At 57.3% G+C, this 17,384-nt stretch carries 13 protein-coding genes; 8 read left to right on the top strand and 5 right to left on the bottom strand.

What is annotated here, in order from left to right; genetic code table 11:
• The first annotated feature begins 2 nt into the window (after positions 1-2).
• The 8 genes from HY010_04135 (at position 3) to HY010_04100 (ending at position 11,766) form a co-directional block, all read left to right on the top strand.
• On the top strand, positions 3-1,049 hold the full coding sequence (locus tag HY010_04135) for an aminopeptidase (protein MBI3474896.1): 1,047 nt from the start codon (positions 3-5) through the stop codon (positions 1,047-1,049).
• A 135-nt stretch (positions 1,050-1,184) separates the two neighbouring features.
• Positions 1,185-2,369, top strand: coding sequence for a hypothetical protein (locus HY010_04130; GenBank protein ID MBI3474895.1), 1,185 nt, complete (start codon positions 1,185-1,187; stop codon positions 2,367-2,369).
• Between the two features lie 41 nt (positions 2,370-2,410).
• Positions 2,411-2,722 carry an EthD family reductase gene (locus HY010_04125; GenBank protein ID MBI3474894.1) on the top strand — a complete coding sequence of 104 codons (312 nt, stop codon included), beginning with the start codon at positions 2,411-2,413 and terminating at the stop codon, positions 2,720-2,722.
• Positions 2,723-2,905: 183 nt separating this feature from the next.
• Positions 2,906-5,317: a protein kinase gene (locus tag HY010_04120; protein MBI3474893.1), complete on the top strand. Its 2,412-nt coding sequence runs from the start codon at positions 2,906-2,908 to the stop codon at positions 5,315-5,317.
• A 170-nt stretch (positions 5,318-5,487) separates the two neighbouring features.
• Positions 5,488-8,208 (top strand): PIG-L family deacetylase, encoded by a 2,721-nt coding sequence (locus tag HY010_04115; GenBank protein MBI3474892.1) that lies wholly within the window; start codon positions 5,488-5,490, stop codon positions 8,206-8,208.
• A 119-nt stretch (positions 8,209-8,327) separates the two neighbouring features.
• Positions 8,328-9,806: an amino acid permease gene (locus tag HY010_04110; GenBank protein ID MBI3474891.1), complete on the top strand. Its 1,479-nt coding sequence runs from the start codon at positions 8,328-8,330 to the stop codon at positions 9,804-9,806.
• 74 nt (positions 9,807-9,880) lie between these two features.
• Positions 9,881-11,152 carry an MFS transporter gene (locus tag HY010_04105; protein MBI3474890.1) on the top strand — a complete coding sequence of 424 codons (1,272 nt, stop codon included), beginning with the start codon at positions 9,881-9,883 and terminating at the stop codon, positions 11,150-11,152.
• A 59-nt stretch (positions 11,153-11,211) separates the two neighbouring features.
• On the top strand, positions 11,212-11,766 hold the full coding sequence (locus HY010_04100; protein ID MBI3474889.1) for a DinB family protein: 555 nt from the start codon (positions 11,212-11,214) through the stop codon (positions 11,764-11,766).
• An 89-nt stretch (positions 11,767-11,855) separates the two neighbouring features.
• Here the strand turns inward: HY010_04100 and thrB are convergent, their stop codons facing one another.
• The 5 genes from thrB to HY010_04075 form a co-directional block, all read right to left on the bottom strand.
• Positions 11,856-12,812: a homoserine kinase gene (gene thrB, locus HY010_04095; GenBank protein MBI3474888.1), complete on the bottom strand. Its 957-nt coding sequence runs from the start codon at positions 12,810-12,812 to the stop codon at positions 11,856-11,858.
• Between the two features lie 85 nt (positions 12,813-12,897).
• Positions 12,898-14,241: a threonine synthase gene (gene thrC, locus HY010_04090; protein MBI3474887.1), complete on the bottom strand. Its 1,344-nt coding sequence runs from the start codon at positions 14,239-14,241 to the stop codon at positions 12,898-12,900.
• A 27-nt stretch (positions 14,242-14,268) separates the two neighbouring features.
• Complete coding sequence (locus HY010_04085; GenBank protein MBI3474886.1) at positions 14,269-14,745, bottom strand: cupin domain-containing protein; 477 nt, start codon at positions 14,743-14,745, stop codon at positions 14,269-14,271.
• A gap of 1 nt (position 14,746) precedes the next feature.
• Positions 14,747-16,072: an amidohydrolase family protein gene (locus HY010_04080; GenBank protein ID MBI3474885.1), complete on the bottom strand. Its 1,326-nt coding sequence runs from the start codon at positions 16,070-16,072 to the stop codon at positions 14,747-14,749.
• 97 nt (positions 16,073-16,169) lie between these two features.
• Positions 16,170-17,357 (bottom strand): pyridoxal phosphate-dependent aminotransferase, encoded by a 1,188-nt coding sequence (locus HY010_04075; protein ID MBI3474884.1) that lies wholly within the window; start codon positions 17,355-17,357, stop codon positions 16,170-16,172.
• Positions 17,358-17,384 lie beyond the last annotated feature (27 nt).

The raw sequence follows: 17,384 nt of genomic DNA, 5'->3' as shown, positions 1-17,384 counted from the left end.
GGATGAAGACCGTAGAGACACAACCGAAACGACAACTCAACCAATTGGCATTTGATCCGGAACTCGCGCAGGGCGCGCGAAATGCCGTGCAAGTGTGCCTGCGCATACAACCTTCGGAAAAAGTTACCGTCATCACCGATGAAGTGACGCTGGAAATTGCAGCGGCGCTGGTACATGAGCTGGAAGCGTTGGGCTGCAAGTACAACTCCTGGGTACTGGAAGACTGGGCGACGCGTCCTCTGACGGATTTGCCGGCGCCGATAGTCGAAGATCTCGAGACCAGCCAGGTCAGCATCTTCGCCGTGCAAGCGCAAATGAACGAACTGAAGTCGCGCATGCAGATGACGGATGTTGTTAATCGCCAGAAAATCCGCCATGCGCACATGGTGAACATCAACAAGCAGATCATGCTGGAAGGCATGCGTGCGGACTTTCTGAAAGTCGACCGTCTGAGTGCCAAGGTGATCGAACGCGTCAGAAAGGCAAAAAAGATTCGTGCCACGACTCCGAGCGGCACCGACCTGACTGCGGACTTGAATCCCAAGTATCGCTGGGTGAAAACCAGTGGGATTATCAGCCGCGACAAGTGGGGCAATCTCCCAGGCGGCGAAGTGTTTACGACTCCGGGCGAGGTCAATGGGACATTCGTCATCGACGGTGTGGTCGGCGATTATCTGTGCGCGAAATTTGGCGATCTAAAGGCGAACCCCCTGACCATCAAGGTGAAAGGCAATCGCGTGGTCGAAGGGCATTCCTCCAATCGCGAGTTGCAAGACGATTTCTGGGCTTACACCCATACCGACGAAAACAGCGATCGCGTGGGAGAGTTTGCGATCGGGACCAACATCGAACTGAAGGACGTCATCGGGCAGATATTGCAGGACGAGAAATATCCGGGCGTGCATATCGCCTTTGGAAACCCGTACGGCGCCCACACCGGAGCGGAGTGGTATTCCGTGACGCACATCGATGTGGTCGGTCGAAAATTTGATATCTGGGTGGATGACGAACAGATCATGCGGGGCGGGCAGTTTTTGATTGAGGCGTAGGGGCAGTGTTTAGTGGTTGGTGATTAGTGGTTAGTCGGGATGAGCGAGGTCTCGCAAAGACTTCGGGAAGGCACGGCTTCAGCCATGCCGCTCCGATACTCACATCACAGCTGGCGAGGACGCCGGCGCTACGTTATGATTCCCTCCTTTCGGCAGGCCTTCAACTCGGGCTTCACTCCAGAAAAATACAAGGCATTTCGGCGCGAACTGGCTTCTCGATGCGGGATGGAAGTGCCGTTTCAGATTTCGGAGACGCCTTGCTTCTTTCCTTCTTCGCTCGTGGCGCGCCTCTGCGAAGACGGCAAGGATTTGATCCGGCAACTTGTGGACAACCCCGATTATCGGGCGCGTTCGGAAAATACAATTCCCGCGCACTTTCGAGTTCCGAATGAGGCATCGCACCCGATGTTCATTCAGGTTGATTTTGGACTGGTGCGCGATCCCGCCGGAGACTTCCATCCAAAACTAGTCGAACTGCAGGCATTCCCCTCTCTGTACGCATACCAGCCAGTTCTGTCGCAGACCTACATGGACGTATTCGGTCTCGACCCTGCGTTGCGGTATCACTTGAGCGGGCTCAATCCCGATTCGTATGCACGGTTGCTGCGCGATGCGATCGTCGCCGGTCATGATCCGGAGAACGTGGTGCTGATGGAAGTGCATCCCGAGGAGCAGAAGACGCAGCCGGATTTTCTGCTGACAGAAAAGTTGCTGGGCGTGCGGACGGTCTGCATCACGAAAATTAGAAGAGAAGACCAGCGTTTATTCTACGAACGGGACGGCCGGCGAATCCCGATTCATCGCATTTACAACCGAACGATCGTGGACGAACTGGAGCGGAAGGGTGTCGCGTTGCCCTTCGATTTTCGCGATGACTTGGATGTGGAGTGGGCGGGACATCCGAACTGGTATTTCCGCATCAGCAAATATTCAATCCCTTATCTGAAACATGCGAGCGTGCCTCGCACGTGGTTTCTCGATCAGATGCCCGCGGTCCCTGACGACCTGGAAAACTTCGTGTTGAAGCCTCTTTATTCGTTTGCGGGCTTGGGTGTAGTGATTGCGCCTTCGCGGGCGGATATTGACGCAATTCCTGCTGCTAAACGGGGCGAATACATTTTGCAGGAGCGAATCAGCTTCACACCAGTGATTGAGACTCCGCATGGTCCGACCAAGGCCGAGTTGCGAATCATGTACATCTGGCTGAAGGAACTCACGCCGGTGCTGATCATTGTCCGCATGGGACGCGGGCTGATGATGGGCGTGGATCACAACAAGAATATGGAGTGGGTGGGATCGTCAGCGGGGCTAGTGGGGTAAGGGCGTTGTCGGCGGTCGTTCGCCGTTCGCAAGGAGCAGTCATGATCAAGGTCAGCGTGTTCTATCCCAATTCACAGGGATGCAAATTCGACATGGCGTACTACCTCAAGCATCACATGCCGCTTGTGCAGAGGCTGCTCGGCACGCCGCTGAAGGGGATGGCCGTCGAAGAGGGTCTTGCGGGCGGAGCGCCCGGAGTGCCTCCCACGTACGTCGCCCTGGGGCATCTTTACTTCGATTCTGTCGAAACGTTTCAATCCTCGTTCGGGGAAAATGCGGACGCGATTCTGAACGACATTCCCAACTACTCGAACGTCCAACCGACGATTCAAATCAGCGAAGTGAAGCTGTGATGAGGGCGCCCGCGAACCGGACGCTCAGTTGACCCAACTCCAACGTCCGCCTAACATTACGCCTTCGCGGGCGGGGGCGCCTGCGCCACACGGATATCGCGCCCTCCGCTAGAATCAAAGGGCAACTGCAACACCAACAGCAACTGCGGCGGACGAGGGCGTCCGCCTTACACGTACCTCACTATGGACATGCTCGGCCAGATGGTTTCCCACTACCGCATTGTGTCGAAGCTGGGCGGCGGCGGAATGGGAATTGTGTATGAGGCCGAGGATATTCGGCTGGGCCGGCATGTTGCGCTGAAGTTCATTCCTGATCATCTTTCCAACGACAAGCGGGCGCTGGAGCGGTTTACGCGCGAGGCGCGGGCGGCGTCGCAACTGAATCATCCGAACATCTGCACGATCCACGACATTGAAGATAACAACGGGCATCCATTCATCGTGATGGAGAAGCTGGAAGGCGAGAGCCTGAAGGCGCGCATCAAGGGCAAGCCGATGGACGTGGATCACCTGGTGGACATCGCGCTGCAGGCAGCGGATGCGCTTGCCGCTTCTCATGCCAAGGGGATCGTGCATCGCGACATCAAGCCGGCGAATATTTTTCTCACCCCGAGCGGGCAGGTGAAGATTCTCGACTTTGGTCTGGCCAAACTCGCCAAGGTCGGCGAAGTGGGGACGACGACCGACAGTTCGCTGGAAGAATCGCTGACGCAGGTAGGAGTGATCCCGGGCACCGCCGTGTATATGTCGCCGGAGCAGGCGCGCTCGGAAACGCTGGATGCACGCAGCGATATTTTTTCGTTCGGCGTTGTCTCGTACGAAATGGCAACCGGTAAGAAGCCGTTCACCGGAACGAATGTGGTAACCACGCTGCACGCGGTGATGAATCAGAAGCCAGCCTCGCCTTCACAAATCAATCCATCGGTACCAACAATCCTGGAAACAATTATCGGCAAGGCGATGGAGAAGGACCGCGACCAGCGGTATCAGAATGTTTCCGAGATGAAGGCCGATTTACAGCGGCTGAAAAAGGAAACGGAATCAGGCGTCACGCGCAGCAAGCATTCCGCGCTGCCAAAATCGACCACGCATACGTTCCAGAAGAGAAGTTCAAAACAGATGTGGGTAATCCTGGTGCTGGTGGCGGTATTACTCACGGTCTTGACTGCGGTCGGTGCATGGTGGTTCCGGACGCGGGAAATTGCGGTCAAGTCGAGTAACCGGACGATTGCTGTCCTGCCGCTCCAAAACATTAACAATGACCCGAAGAGCGAGTTTCTGCGCTACGCGCTGGCGGACGAGATAGCGAATACGCTTACGTACGCTCGGACGCTGGAGATCCGGCCTTCATCGTCGACTCGAAAATACGCGAACGCCGAAGCCGACGCGGAAAAGATCGGGCGCGAACTCCAGGTGGGAACGGTTGTGACCGGACATTTCCTGCAGCAGAACAAGAAAGTCATGCTCACGCTGGAAGCAGTGGAAGTAAAGGACAACAAGCTGATTTGGACGAGTACGCTGACGGCACCCGACGACAACGTCATCGCTTTGCAGAGTCAGTTGGAAAAGAAGGTCCGGCAGGAACTCCTTCCGGCGCTAGGCGTGGCGCGCGCAGCGGTCGAGAACAGCAGCGCTCCCGCGAACAAGCAGGGCTATGACTGGTATATGCGCAGCTTGTCGATCGCCCATGAGGCAGCGCCGAACAAAGAAGGAATCAAGATGCTGGAACAGGCGGTGGCGCTCGATCCGAAATACGCGCCGGCCTGGGAGGCGCTTGGCCGGCGATATTATTTCGACGCGATCTATGCGAATGGCGGCACGGCACAGTATGAGCGCTCGAACAACGCTTACCAGAAGGCTTTGACCCTGGAGCCCGGAAGAGTAGGCGCAGCGGGCTTTCTCGCCGCCAATGAAGTCGAGATGGGTCAACTGGATAAGGCATACCGGAGTGCCCGCGACCTGGTGGCGCGGCGTCCGGACAACGCGTTTGCGCACTATTCACTGGCGTACGTATTGCGGTATGCCGGAATGCTGGATCAGGCGCAAAAGGAATGCGATGCTGCGGCGGCCATCGATCCGGGGAATTACAACTGGCGATCGTGCGCATTTGCGTTCTTTGAAGTGGGCAAGATGGCGTTCGCTAAACAGTATCTGGACAAGGACACGGGATCGGAATGGTCGAACGCGGTGATGGTGTCGGTGCTGATGCGCGAGGGCAGAATGAAAGAGGCGCGCGAGGCAGCGGACAAGTTGACGACCAATCCCACATGGATGCGCGAATTTCTTTTGGGCTGCTTGAACAAAGCTCCAGCGGAAGCAGTCCACAGCATGGCTGAGCGGGCGCAAGACGATTTGCTGTGGGAGCAGGATTCTGAGCTGAAGTATTACCAGGGCGCATTACTGGCGCAGTGCGGCGAGAAGAAGATCGCTTACACATTTCTGCGCAAGGCTGTCGAGCAGAAGTATTGTGCCTACCAGGCACTGCAGGCAGATCCGCTGTTGGCGGGAGTCCAGGGCGATTCGGAATTCCAGCAGATTGTGAAATCAGCGCAGGAGTGCCAGAAGAAGTTTATGGACTCGAGCGGAGCGCGGTGAATTGTTGTTGTTTTGTTGCTCACTGGTGCAAGGACATCGAGTCCAATGGAACAGCGCTGACACTGGAATTGCGACCGCTATTTGACGTCCGAGTGGGTCGCAGGACGACGGTGAAATGCTCGTAGCGAATATACTTGGTCCTTTCTTTGGGGAAACTCCATCACATGGGAATGTCTGATTTTGAGCTGCATGGGTCCAGAACTCTGAGCACTGGAAAGCGCGCGGCCACGGCGCTATGGGCGATTCTGCTGTTGCTGGCGGCCGTGCCATTTTCTTTCGCGCAGGCGTCCGAAACACCCACCACGGGCGATGACCGGTATTACGAACCCCTTCCACAAGAAACTGGAACAGCCGGGCTCAAGCTGATGCTGCGCCGGCTGCAGACAACCGGTCGGCTGATGCAGGTTACGGCGCATCCAGATGATGAAGATGGTGGCATGCTGACACTCGAGTCGCGAGGCAAGGGTGTCTCGACTTTATTGATGACGCTCACGCGGGGTGAAGGCGGACAAAATAAACTGGGCAGCAATCTGTTTGACGTGCTGGGCGTGTTACGGACTCTGGAACTCCTAGCGTCCGATCGATACTACGGAGTGGAACAGCGTTTTTCTCGCGTCGCGGATTTTGGATACTCGAAGACTCCGGAAGAGACCTTTCAGAAATGGCAAGGTCACGATGTCGCACTGGCCGATCTGGTGCGCGTGATTCGGACGTTTCGTCCGGATGTGCTGGTGGCGCGATTTTCAGGAACGGATCGCGATGGACACGGACATCACCAGGCATCGGCGATTCTAACGAAAGAAGCATTCCGGGCGGCCGCCGATCCGAAGCGTTTTCCCGAGCAGATCGCCGAGGGATTACAGCCCTGGCAGGCAAAGAAACTCTATAGCGGAAACGTGTGCGGCTTCTTTTCGAGCACGTGCGACGCGGCGAACTACTCCGTGCGGATCAACACGGGCGTGAAGGATCCTGTGCTCGGGACTTCATACATTCAGTTTGCGATGAAGGGATTGCGGCATCAGCAATCGCAGGGCACAGCGAACTGGACAATTGACGACGGGGATCGATTCACTCATTACAAGCTGCTCGACTCGGTGGTGGAATCTCCGAAAGATAAAGACGGACACGAGCAGGATTTATTTGCGGGGATTGATACGTCGTTGCCAGGGTTGGCGTCGGGTCTCGGAGAGGAAGAGAAGAAGGCTCCGTGGCTACGAGCGGGACTGGCTGAAATAAAGACGAAGCTGGAAGAGGCTGCGGCGGCAGCGGAGAAGAATCCTGCATCGGCTGAACCTTTTTTGGCGGCTGCGGCCGGCATGGTGCCAAAGCTGTTCAATCAAATTGCGGGCTCGGGTGTGTCTGCCGAAGCGAAAACGTATTTGCGGGTCCATCTGCTGGAAAGTTTGTCGGCTGACATTGAAAAAGCCCGAGCACTGGCGAACGGAGCGAATTTACATGTCGTGGTCGACGCACCGGCCGGCGCGAATCCTGAAGATGCCTTCATGGCTGTGCCCGGACAATCATTCGAAGTCACGGCGACTTTCACCGCGAGCAATTCCGCGGTGCGTACGACTGACCTCAGCCTGCAGCTTCCACACGGCTGGACATCCACCGTACTCGGCAGGGAGCATTCACCTCATGATGTCAGTAGGTTCAAAATCACCGCTCCTCTAGATGCCGCGATCACGCGGCCTTACTGGCATCGCAACGATCCGGAAACCGAGGCGCTCAACATCATTGATGATCCGCAATATCGTGGCCGGCCGTTCCCCCCGCCACCGGTAAAAGGAGTTGCAGCGCTGGGCAAGTCCGGCGTCATTTCGAGCGTGTGCGTGGTCCGGTACAAGGATTCTGCCGGGAATATTAAGGAACGGCCGCTGGCCGTCGCGCCTGCTTTTGCGGTCACCGTGCAGCCCTCGACGGCGGTCGTACCGTCGCACCAGAATGCCCGCACCACAGTCGAGGTGAGTGCGCGAAATCAAGGCAACGACACCAACGCCGACGTGGCGCTGAAAGTGTCGGACGGCTGGCGCTCGGATCCTCGCGACGTGCAATCGACGATCGCGAAGGGGCAATCAAAGGACGCGGCATTCGAAGTATTTCCGTCCGTGTCGAATGAGGGCCGCAAGGACATTCACGCCGAATTACGGAGCAACAACCACGTGTACAGCGAAGGCTACTCGATCGTCACTCGGGACGATCTGGGAACCGGGTACTACTACCAGCCGGCCGTGCAACGCGTTTCGATTGTCGACGTGAATGTGCCAAAAAATCTCCGGCTGGGATACATCATGGGTGCGGGCGATGAGATTCCGACCGTACTCCGGCAGATCGGCATGAATGTGACTCTCATCCCATCCGACAAATTGACCAATGAAGACTTGAGCAAGTACCAGACAATCGTGCTGGGCATTCGCGCATACGACAATGAAAAAGCTGTGATCGCGAATAACAAGAAGCTGCTGGCGTTTGTCGAAGCCGGCGGACGGCTGGTGGTGCAGTACAACGCTTCCGCGAGTGACTTCAATGACGGGAAGTTTACGCCGTACCCGATGACGTTGAGCCGGGCACGCGTGTCTGCGGAACAAGCGCCCATTGCGATGTTGGATCCTGCAAATCCGATCTTTCATTCGCCCAATGAAATCACTCAAAAAGATTTTGAGGGATGGGTCCAGGAACGCGGATTGTACTTTGCTTCGCAGTGGGATCCGAAGTTTACGCCCCTGCTGGAAACGCACGATCCGGGCGAAGGTGAGCAAAAAGGTGGATTACTTGTGGCGCAATACGGCAAAGGGAAATACATCTACACGGGACTCGCATTCTTCCGGCAACTGCCGGCGGGCATTCCGGGAGCGGTGCGTTTGTTCGTGAATGTGGTGAGCGGGGAATGAAAACGTGGTTAGTGGTTAGTGGTTAGTGATTCGCTCCTACGCTGATGGGCGCTGCATGGGAAATCAGATCCTTTGCTGCGCTCAGGATGACAAGTTCTTCAGAATGACAATTCCGAAAGATGACTACGACTCCTTCCTCCGCTAGCACGCCGGGAAACGGAACGCCGCTCGTGCGCGGCATTGGTCTGGGGTCGGCGACTGCGCTGAACATGATCGACATGATCGGCGTGGGGCCGTTCATTACGATCCCGCTTGTCGTCACTGCCATGGGCGGGCCACAAGCCATGATCGGCTGGATTCTGGGTGCGGGGCTGGCAATCTGCGATGGATTGGTGTGGGCCGAACTGGGGGCGGCGATGCCGGGATCGGGCGGATCGTACCGTTATCTGAAAGAAATCTACGGGCCACAGAAACTAGGGCGGCTGATTTCCTTTCTATTCATCTGGCAGATTTCGTTTAGCGCGCCGCTTTCGATTGCTTCCGGATGCGTGGGGCTGTCCCAGTATGCGGCATTCTTCTGGCCGGGCCTGGAGAAGGTTTGGGCCCAGCGGACATTCAGTCTCGACATGCCGTTACTGGGAAAGTTTCAACTCAGCTGGGTGGCCATGCCGGCCACACTGGTTGCGATCGGCGCTTGCCTGTTTACAGCATTCCTGCTGTACCGGCGGATTACGGTCATTGGGCGGATCTCGAAAGTGCTCTGGGTCGGCGTGATGGGGACGATTGCGTGGATCATTTTTGTCGGCCTAACTCACTTCAATGCACGGCAGGCTTTTGATTTTCCACCGGGAGCGTTTACGTTCTCCAAGGATTTCTTTGATGGACTGGGCGGCGTGATGCTGATCGCGGCCTATGACTACTGGGGCTACTACAACGTCTGTTTTCTGGGAGATGAGATTAAAGAGCCAGGCAAAAACATTCCGCGGGCGTTATTGCTATCCATTATCGCGGTGGCCTGTCTATATGTAGTCATGAACATCAGCATCCTGGGCGTGGTGCCCTGGCGCGAGATGGCGCAGTCGGGGGCTTCCAACAGCAAGCTCTACGTGGTCTCGACCTTCATGCAGCGGACCTACGGGCAAGGGGCAGCCGCCATAGTCTCGGCGCTGATCATGTGGACGGCCTTCGCCTCCGTCTTCTCCCTGATGTTGGGATATTCTCGCGTCCCTTATGCAGCAGCGGTGGATGGAAATTACTTCAAGGCATTTGCGAAAGTTCATCCAGAGCACAAGTTTCCCTACGTTTCCTTGCTGGCCCTGGCAGGAGTGGCGGCACTCTTTTGTTTCCTGCGGCTCGCGGACTTGATCGCGGCACTGGTGGTGATCCGGATTCTGCTGCAGTTCCTGGTGCAGAGTATCGGCGTCATCGTATTGCGGATTCGGCAACCAGACATGCCGCGCCCGTTCCGGATGTGGCTATATCCGGTGCCCGCGCTGGTGGCGGCTTGCAGCTTTATTTTTATTTTGTTTTCGCGCCGGGATTTTGGACGCGAGATTCGATACGCTGTTGTGATCCTGGTAGTGGGATTGGTCATTTATTGCGTACGAGCATTGCGGCGCAGGGAATGGCCGTTTGGTGGGGCGGTGGTTAGTGGTTAGGCGCTCGTCGTTGGCTATTCGTCCTTCGCTTAGCAGCGAAGCGCGAACGACGGATAGCGAACGACGTCCTTTTTATGGCTGAGATGATCAAGATGCCGATGGCGGAGCAGGAGGCGGTACGCGGAAACGCTTCGCCCTGGGCGCCGCTTGGCGAAGCTCTTTTCCGATCGCTGTGGATCGCCTCGGTCGTCTCCTACACGGGCACGTGGATGCACAACGTCGGTGCGGGCTGGTTGATGACGCAGATGACAACCGACCCGTTGATGGTCGGACTGGTACAAGCTGCGGGAGCGCTTCCGGTGTTCCTGGTCATTCTGCCTGCGGGCGCACTTGCCGACATGGTAGACAGGCGAAAATTCTTGCTGGTCACGCAGGGATGGATGGTCCTGGCATCGGCAACGCTAGGCATTCTGACGCTCACCAGTTGTGTTGGCCCATGGGTGCTTATCCTGTTTACGTTCCTGCTCGGCCTGGGCTCAGTGATGAACGATCCGGCGTGGCAGGCGATTACACCGGAGTTGGTGCCTCGCGAGCAGCACGCCTCCGCGGTGGCGCTGAACTCGGCAGGCTTCAACGTGGCGCGTGCGGTTGGGCCGGCGATCGGCGGGATCGTGGTCGGCGCACTGGGAAGCGGGACGACATTCTTGTTGAATGCGGCCTCTTTTTTTGGGGTCATCATTTTTCTCTATCGCTGGAGAAGGCCGATCGAGACTTCGCTCGCGCGACGCCGAGTATGGGCGGCGGTCGGTGACGGTTTCACCTACGTTCGCGGCAGTTCCCTGGCGAAATCGGTGCTGCTACGCACGGGCACGTTCAGCGTGGCGGCGGCTTCGATGCTGGCCCTGATGCCGATCATCGCCAAGCCTTTTGGAGCGCGCGGATACGGTGTGTTGCTCGCCTGCTTTGGGTTAGGCGCTCTGATCGGAGCAGCGGCCTTGCCCCGATTGAGAGAAAGACTCTCTGTCGATGGAGTGGTGGTGGTGGCGATCATGATTTTCGCGGGCATGACAGTGGCATCGGGACGTGCCCAGACTTTTGCGCTGCTCTGTGTCGTGATGCTGATCGCAGGCGGCGCATGGATTGGAATTCTGGCGTGTTTGAATGTTGCCGCGCAAACCATGTGTCCGTCATATTTGCGGGCGAGGGCACTCTCGTTATACCTTCTTGTACTGCAGGGTGGGATGGCAATCGGCGCAACGCTGTGGGGAGCGCTGGCGAAACAGATCGGAATCGCGAATGCCCTAACGGTAGCTGCCGGCGTGTTGGCGTGCGGAGTGCTGGCACTGCGCGGGCATCGAATCACAGCGACTGAACTGGAAATGTCTCCTGCCGTCGTACGTGACTGAATCCAATTCCCACAAAGAATTTTTCTAGTTTGCGATCCACAAATTGCTCGGGAGGCGACATGAAGAAGATTGCATTGATGTTGGCAGCAATGTTCGTGTTTTGCGGTTTAGCGCTGGCACAGGCTGCCGATGAAAAGAAGACGACCACGAGCGTGCTCGACGGCACGGTCAAGACCATTGAGAGCGAACTTGTTCCGGCTGTGGAGGCGATGCCGGAAGACAAGTTCGGATTCGCGCCAACCGGCGGCGAATTCAAGAAAGTACGCACCTTTGGAGAACAGGCCAAACATATCGCTGCCGTGAACTACATCGTAGGCGCATCGATTTTGGGCGAGAAGCCGCCCGTCGAACTAGGCGGAGAAAGTGGCCCAGACAGCGTGAAGTCAAAGGCTGACATCGTAAAGTTCCTGAAGGACTCATTCGCCTACGCGCACAAGGCTGTGGCCTCAATCAACGAAGCCAACGCGCTCGGGCCGATCAAGAATCCGTTCGGCGAAGGCACAGCGACTCGGCTGGGCATGGGCACGGTATTTGCCTGGCACGGTTTCGATCACTATGGACAGATGGTCGTCTATCTGCGGATGAACGGGGTTGTTCCACCCGCGAGCCGGTAGGGTTCATCTGATCGTCTGAGACCAATCAACGCCCCGCGCGACTGAGGAACCCAAAATGGTTTTCAGCGACGCGGGGATTTTTTCGTCTACTACGATCCGTGCTTCTTCTTCCAGTCGACGCCATCGCGACCGCCATGCGTCGCAATCTGGGTGAGCAGGAGTTCGGCCGGGAGACGGCGTTTCGCCAGGTGAGCCGCGATCCGTTGCTTGACTCGCTTGGGATTTGCCTTCGCATCCAGAAACACCAGCACCGATGGTCCCGCACCGCTGAGGGCCGCTCCCAGGATGCCGGATTCGCCAGTTAACTCCTTGATCGCGGGCAACAAGGGACAGAGCGGTGCTCGATAAGGCTGGTGGATGCGGTCTTCGAGCGCCGACGGCAGAAGATCGGGGCGGTCGTAAACAAACGATGCAAGCAGCAACATCGAATTCTGAATGTTGGTGACAGCATCGGCGCGGGAATACTGAAATGGCAAGGCGCGCCGCGCCTGCTCGGTGGAAAGCGGCGCTTCAGGAATGGCTAGCAGTAGTGGCCACTTCCCTTTCGGTTTCACTTCAACGATCTGCGCTTGTACTTGGTTGGCCATGCGAGCAACGGTGATCCCGCCCATCCAACAAGCGGATGCATTGTCCGGATGGTGCTCGCGCATGGACGCTTCGCCCACGATACGATCGGCCTTCCAGCGAAGATGTCCGTAGTGCACGGCGAGCGCGATGCCGGCCAGGCGGGCGCATGCTGAGGAGCCGCAACCCTTGCCGATCGGAATTTCGTTTTCAATATGAATGCTGAGAGGAACCACCTTGCGGTTCTCGGATTCGAGGACCTCGCGGTAGGTCGTGAGGACCAGGTGATCTTCCATCCGGCGGCAGATATGGGCGTCGCGGCCTTCAGCGGTGATAAAGAAATCGGGAGCGCGCTCGGCGTGCAGGCGCAGATAGAAGTCCATGGCCAGGGCGGCACTGTCGAAAGCCGGACCCAGGTTGGCCGAGGTCGCCGGCAGAGCCAGGCGGATGGAACGGTCCGAAGATGCGGGACGCGAAGGCATTTAGAGGCACAACCTCAGGGGATAGACCCCAAATCAATCTAAAGGAAGTGAAACCGAGTCTTATACACGTTTTCGAGCGGAACTGCTACGACTTTCTCTCAGCTGCTTCAAGGGCGCCAACGACGGCCCTTAGATCGGCATCGAGGACAATCGGAGCCCGCTGCAAAGGGCTGGAGTACGGAGTTGGCTGCTGGTCAGGCGTTCCCGCAAACAGGTCGCCACGATGGAACTTAATGGTGAAATCGGGGTCTTTGAGCAGGTGCCCGGTCAGGATCAGGACGACGCGATCGTTCCTCTTCACAAAGCCCGCCTTCGTCAGTTTTTTCAGTCCGGCCAGAGTAACGGCAGAAGCAGGTTCGCAGCCAATTCCATCGGCGCCAATTTCAGCTTTGGCTTCGGCGATTTCTACTTCGGTTACCTGCTCAACTTCCCCACCGGTCTCGCGGAGAACGCGCAGCGCCTTTTTCCACGAAGCGGGGTTGCCGATGCGAATGGCGGTGGCTTGCGTGTCGGCGGTCATAGGCTCGATCTTCGTACCGCCCAATTCTCTTACGCTGCGGTAGAAGGGGTTCGCGCCCTGCGCCTGGATGATAGAAAGTTTCGGCAGCCGCGATATGAGTTTCAGATCGCGCATTTCGAGCAGCGCCTTGCCGATCGCCGAACTGTTTCCCAAATTTCCGCCGGGAACAATGATGTGATCGGGCGGTTCCCATTCCAGCTGTTCCATCAGTTCGATGGCGGCCGTCTTCTGTCCTTCAATGCGATACGGATTGACTGAATTCAAAAGATAGACAGGCTTACGTCGCACCAGTTCGTTGAGGATCTGCACGCAGCCGTCGAAATCGGTGCGGAGCTGGCAGGTGAGCGCTCCGTAGTCGAGAGACTGCGAGAGCTTGCCCCATGAAATCTTCCCTTCGGGAATCAGCACCAGGCTGTGCATGTTGCCACGAGCGGCATAAGCCGCCATTGAGGCCGATGTATTTCCCGTGGACGCGCAGGCTACCCAACTAAATCCACTTGCCTTCGCGGACGACGCTGCAAAGGTCATACCCGTGTCCTTGAAGGATGCGGTGGGATTCATGCCTTGATGCTTGGCCTGAAGCGCATCGAGACCGGCAATACGAGCGCAGCGCGGCAGGTCGTAAAGCGGCGTGTTGCCTTCGCGCAAAGTGATCGCGTGCTCCTCCGCAATGCCAGGCAAGAGTTCGCGAAAACGCCACACGCCGCTCTGGTCAAGGGGTTTGAGGATAGTCTTGCGATTGGCCCAGAGGGACTTCAAGGCCTGGGGATCGTGACTGCGGTCAAGAAATACGAATTCGAGGAGATCGCCACAGCTCGTGCAGCGGAAATCCTGCGCGGCGGACGCGGGAGTCGCGCCGCAACCGATGCAGCGAAGAACTGAGGCCGTGATGACGGAAGTCAAAGACATTGTTGGCATCGGTGGCGCGAAGACGGTCTACCGCAGGTACACATCCGTTCCGCTCATCCAGTCGGCACGGGGCGGATTGAAGACATCGAAGTCAACGGTGTCTTCGAGCGCTTCCGCTTTGTGAGGCATGTTCGGTGGAATGGTCAGCACTTCGCCGGCATTGACGACGATGATTTTGCCGTCGATCCAGAACTTGAGTGCGCCCTCGGCAATGAACGTGAGCTGCTCGTTGGGATGGCTATGTTCCGGCACGATGCAGCCTTTCTTCAGCAACACACGCGCCAACATGACATTCTGCCCGACAATGAAATGACGCCCCAGCAGAGGATTCAGCGCTTCCACGGCCACTGAGTTCCACGGAACGTGGCGTAACTCGGCTTTCCGCCTGGCTTTTGAGACGGTGCCTTTGAGCGCTACTTTACTCGCTGGGCTCGTCGCTCTTCTTTTCGAGGCCTTGACGGCAGATTTTTTGCTGGCACGCTTCTTCGATTTCGTCTTTTTCATGTCAGTGGCTCAATGAAGGATACAGGCTAACCGCGGTGTCGTGAAGATAGGCATGCGCCATCTCGATGGCTTTAGCGTCCGTGATTTCGCCGGAGGAAACCATTTCGGCAAGCGCGGCTGCCAACGACTGGCGCGTGGAGACATTTCCAAGCCAGTAGCTCTCTTCCGATCCGAGAACATCGTTGTAGGGGAAGCAGTCCGTGCCGAACGTGATCTTGTCGGGGAACGTCTCAAGCCATTGCCGGAGGGAATTCTTGAACGCGGCTGGGTACATGATGATTTCCTGAATGGAGGAATCCATGTACACGTTCTTCATCGACGCCAGCCAGATGGCTTCGCGCTCGAGCGGGTATCCACCGTGAATCATCACGAACGTGGTTGCCGAGTAGCGCGGATCTCGCAGAATGTTCTCGAGTTGCATGATGTTGCTCTCGGAGATGTTGAAGTAGTCTCCGATGCCGACCGCGGAGTGGATGTGCACCGGCAACTTCAGGCGTCCGCCTTCGGTGATCAGGTAGCGGAAGATGTAGTCCTGAAACGTGCGGTACTCGGGTTCGGTGGGAACCCCACCTTTGGCGTACTTCTTATAGATGGCTTCAGCCTCATCGCGCGGCGGATCGTTGAAATGCAGAGTCCGAAAGTAGGCAACTTCAAACTTCATCGCGATTGCGTTCTTGTTTTTCTGATTGTCTTCGAGAGTCTGGGTGATGAACTTCAGGTAGTCGGCGAAGCCGGCGGGAAGGGCGCTCACTTTTTCCTGCTGCATCCAGCGCTTCAGCATCTTTTCCTGCAGCGGAATGTACACCTGTTGATCGCCGTTACGGGCCGTCTGCTGCGCGTTGTCGAACGGCCACATGAAGGCGTCGGAGAAGAAAACCCACGGGAACCGTTTGGCGTCGAGGTAATCCGGCATCATGGCGCGGTTGGCAACGCCGCGATCGAAATTCATCTTGTCGAGCAGCATGTTGAAGTAAGCGGTGCCGGGATACTGCTTCTTGATCTCGGCCTTTTTCTGGACGAGCCACTTGGCATGCTCGGCTGAAAAATCAGAATACGGATAACCCCAGAGCGCTCGGGCGGCAGCGACCAGTTCCGGATTGGTATCGCGCTCACGGAACGCGGAGCTGCCCGGAGGCGCGGCCATGGCGTCGACATCGGGATCGTCGGCGAAGCCGGGATGGGCGTGATGGTCAAACGCCGGGATGTTATTCACGATGTCCAGATAATGTTGGTAAAGCTGCGGAAGGTCAGCGCCCGGGTAGGGGCGTGCCTGGGCAAAGGCAGGGAGAGTCGCAAAGCAAAAGAACAAGACCCAAAGGGATTTCATTTGTGTCGCTCCAGAGCTCAGACCCTCAGGGGCTGAAGCCCTCATCATTTCCTGGCTCGATCGCAGCGCTGAAGCACTGCGCCACCCAAAGGCGGCTCTACTTTGTGGCCACCACTGATTGCCAAACGGCTGCTGCTTTGTGAATGCGCTCGACGGCTTCTTTCAAGATCGCCGGCGAGGATGCGAAGGAGAAGCGGACGAAATTCTTCCCCATGTCGCCGAAGGCCGCGCCGGGAATGCCGGCTACGCCCGCATCTTCGAGCATGATACGGCAGACTTCTTCGGCGGTGGTCCCGGTTTCTTCAATGTTCACCCACGCGTAGAACGCTCCCTCGGGCGGGATGCATCGGAAGCCGGGAACACGGTTCAAGTCCGCAATGAACTGATCGCGGCGCTTCTGGAATTCGCCGACCATGCGCGGCGTGGCACCGGTCGAATCGCGCAAGGCTTCAATAGCTGCATATTGCGTGAACTCGGCGGTACAGGTGTAACTATTGATCGCAAGCATCACCAGATGCGGCACGAGTGCAGGCGGCGCGATGGTGTATCCCAGGCGCCATCCCGTCATCGCAAAGCTCTTCGAGAAGCCGTCGATGATCATGGTGCGCTCGTGCATTCCGGGATAACTCAGCATGGAATGGTATTTCTGGCCGTAAATGATGCGCGCGTAGATTTCGTCGGAGATTACATATAGATCGTGCTGCACGGCCAGTTCCGCGATGCGGCGCTGGACGGCGTCCGAGTAAACGGAACCCGTCGGATTGCACGGCGAGTTCAGGATGATCGCCTTGGTTCGAGGCGTAATCTTCGCGGCGATTTCATCGGGATCGGGCTGGAGATTGTTCTTCTCCTCGATGCCGAACGAGACAGGGATGCTTTCGAAGCCGCGGGTAATGGACGCGTATCCCGGAAAGCCGGGGTCGGGCCAGAGAACTTCGTCGCCCGGCTCAAGGATCGTCATCAGCGCGAAGAAGAGAGAAAGTTTGCAGCCGGGGGCGACGACGACGTTCTCCGGCGATACGCTGATGCTGCGAGTGCGGTGGAGATAGGTGGCAATTTCTTCCTTGAGGGCCGGCAAGCCAGCCATCGGACAGTAACGGTCCTTGCCGTCGCGCACTGCTTTTTCGAGAGCAGCAATTACGGGCTCAGCGGGATGGAAGTCGGGTTCGCCGAGTTCGAGATGGATGATGGAACGGCCCTGGCGCTCGAGTTCCTTGGCAGCGAGGTAGACCGAGAGGGCTCCTTCGCCGGTGAGTACATTGAGTCGGGATGATAAGGGCTTCATGGTTCGCAACCAGTTTACACAACCGCC

This window comes from Acidobacteriota bacterium, assembly GCA_016196065.1.
Taxonomy (GTDB): domain Bacteria; phylum Acidobacteriota; class Terriglobia; order Terriglobales; family Acidobacteriaceae; genus Acidiflorens.
The sequence above is the reverse complement of the archived record's forward strand: the minus strand, read 5'-3'. Positions and strand labels throughout refer to the sequence as shown.

What these genes read in the sequence shown, in the direction of transcription:
- HY010_04135 (MBI3474896.1), top strand. Translation starts at nt 3, where the DNA reads ATGAAGACCGTAGAGACACAACCGAAACGACAACTCAACCAATTGGCA.
- HY010_04130 (MBI3474895.1), top strand. Translation starts at nt 1,185, where the DNA reads ATGATTCCCTCCTTTCGGCAGGCCTTCAACTCGGGCTTCACTCCAGAA.
- HY010_04125 (MBI3474894.1), top strand. Translation starts at nt 2,411, where the DNA reads ATGATCAAGGTCAGCGTGTTCTATCCCAATTCACAGGGATGCAAATTC.
- HY010_04120 (MBI3474893.1), top strand. Translation starts at nt 2,906, where the DNA reads ATGGACATGCTCGGCCAGATGGTTTCCCACTACCGCATTGTGTCGAAG.
- HY010_04115 (MBI3474892.1), top strand. Translation starts at nt 5,488, where the DNA reads ATGTCTGATTTTGAGCTGCATGGGTCCAGAACTCTGAGCACTGGAAAG.
- HY010_04110 (MBI3474891.1), top strand. Translation starts at nt 8,328, where the DNA reads ATGACTACGACTCCTTCCTCCGCTAGCACGCCGGGAAACGGAACGCCG.
- HY010_04105 (MBI3474890.1), top strand. Translation starts at nt 9,881, where the DNA reads ATGGCTGAGATGATCAAGATGCCGATGGCGGAGCAGGAGGCGGTACGC.
- HY010_04100 (MBI3474889.1), top strand. Translation starts at nt 11,212, where the DNA reads ATGAAGAAGATTGCATTGATGTTGGCAGCAATGTTCGTGTTTTGCGGT.
- thrB (MBI3474888.1), bottom strand. Translation starts at nt 12,812, where the DNA reads ATGCCTTCGCGTCCCGCATCTTCGGACCGTTCCATCCGCCTGGCTCTG.
- thrC (MBI3474887.1), bottom strand. Translation starts at nt 14,241, where the DNA reads ATGTCTTTGACTTCCGTCATCACGGCCTCAGTTCTTCGCTGCATCGGT.
- HY010_04085 (MBI3474886.1), bottom strand. Translation starts at nt 14,745, where the DNA reads ATGAAAAAGACGAAATCGAAGAAGCGTGCCAGCAAAAAATCTGCCGTC.
- HY010_04080 (MBI3474885.1), bottom strand. Translation starts at nt 16,072, where the DNA reads ATGAAATCCCTTTGGGTCTTGTTCTTTTGCTTTGCGACTCTCCCTGCC.
- HY010_04075 (MBI3474884.1), bottom strand. Translation starts at nt 17,357, where the DNA reads ATGAAGCCCTTATCATCCCGACTCAATGTACTCACCGGCGAAGGAGCC.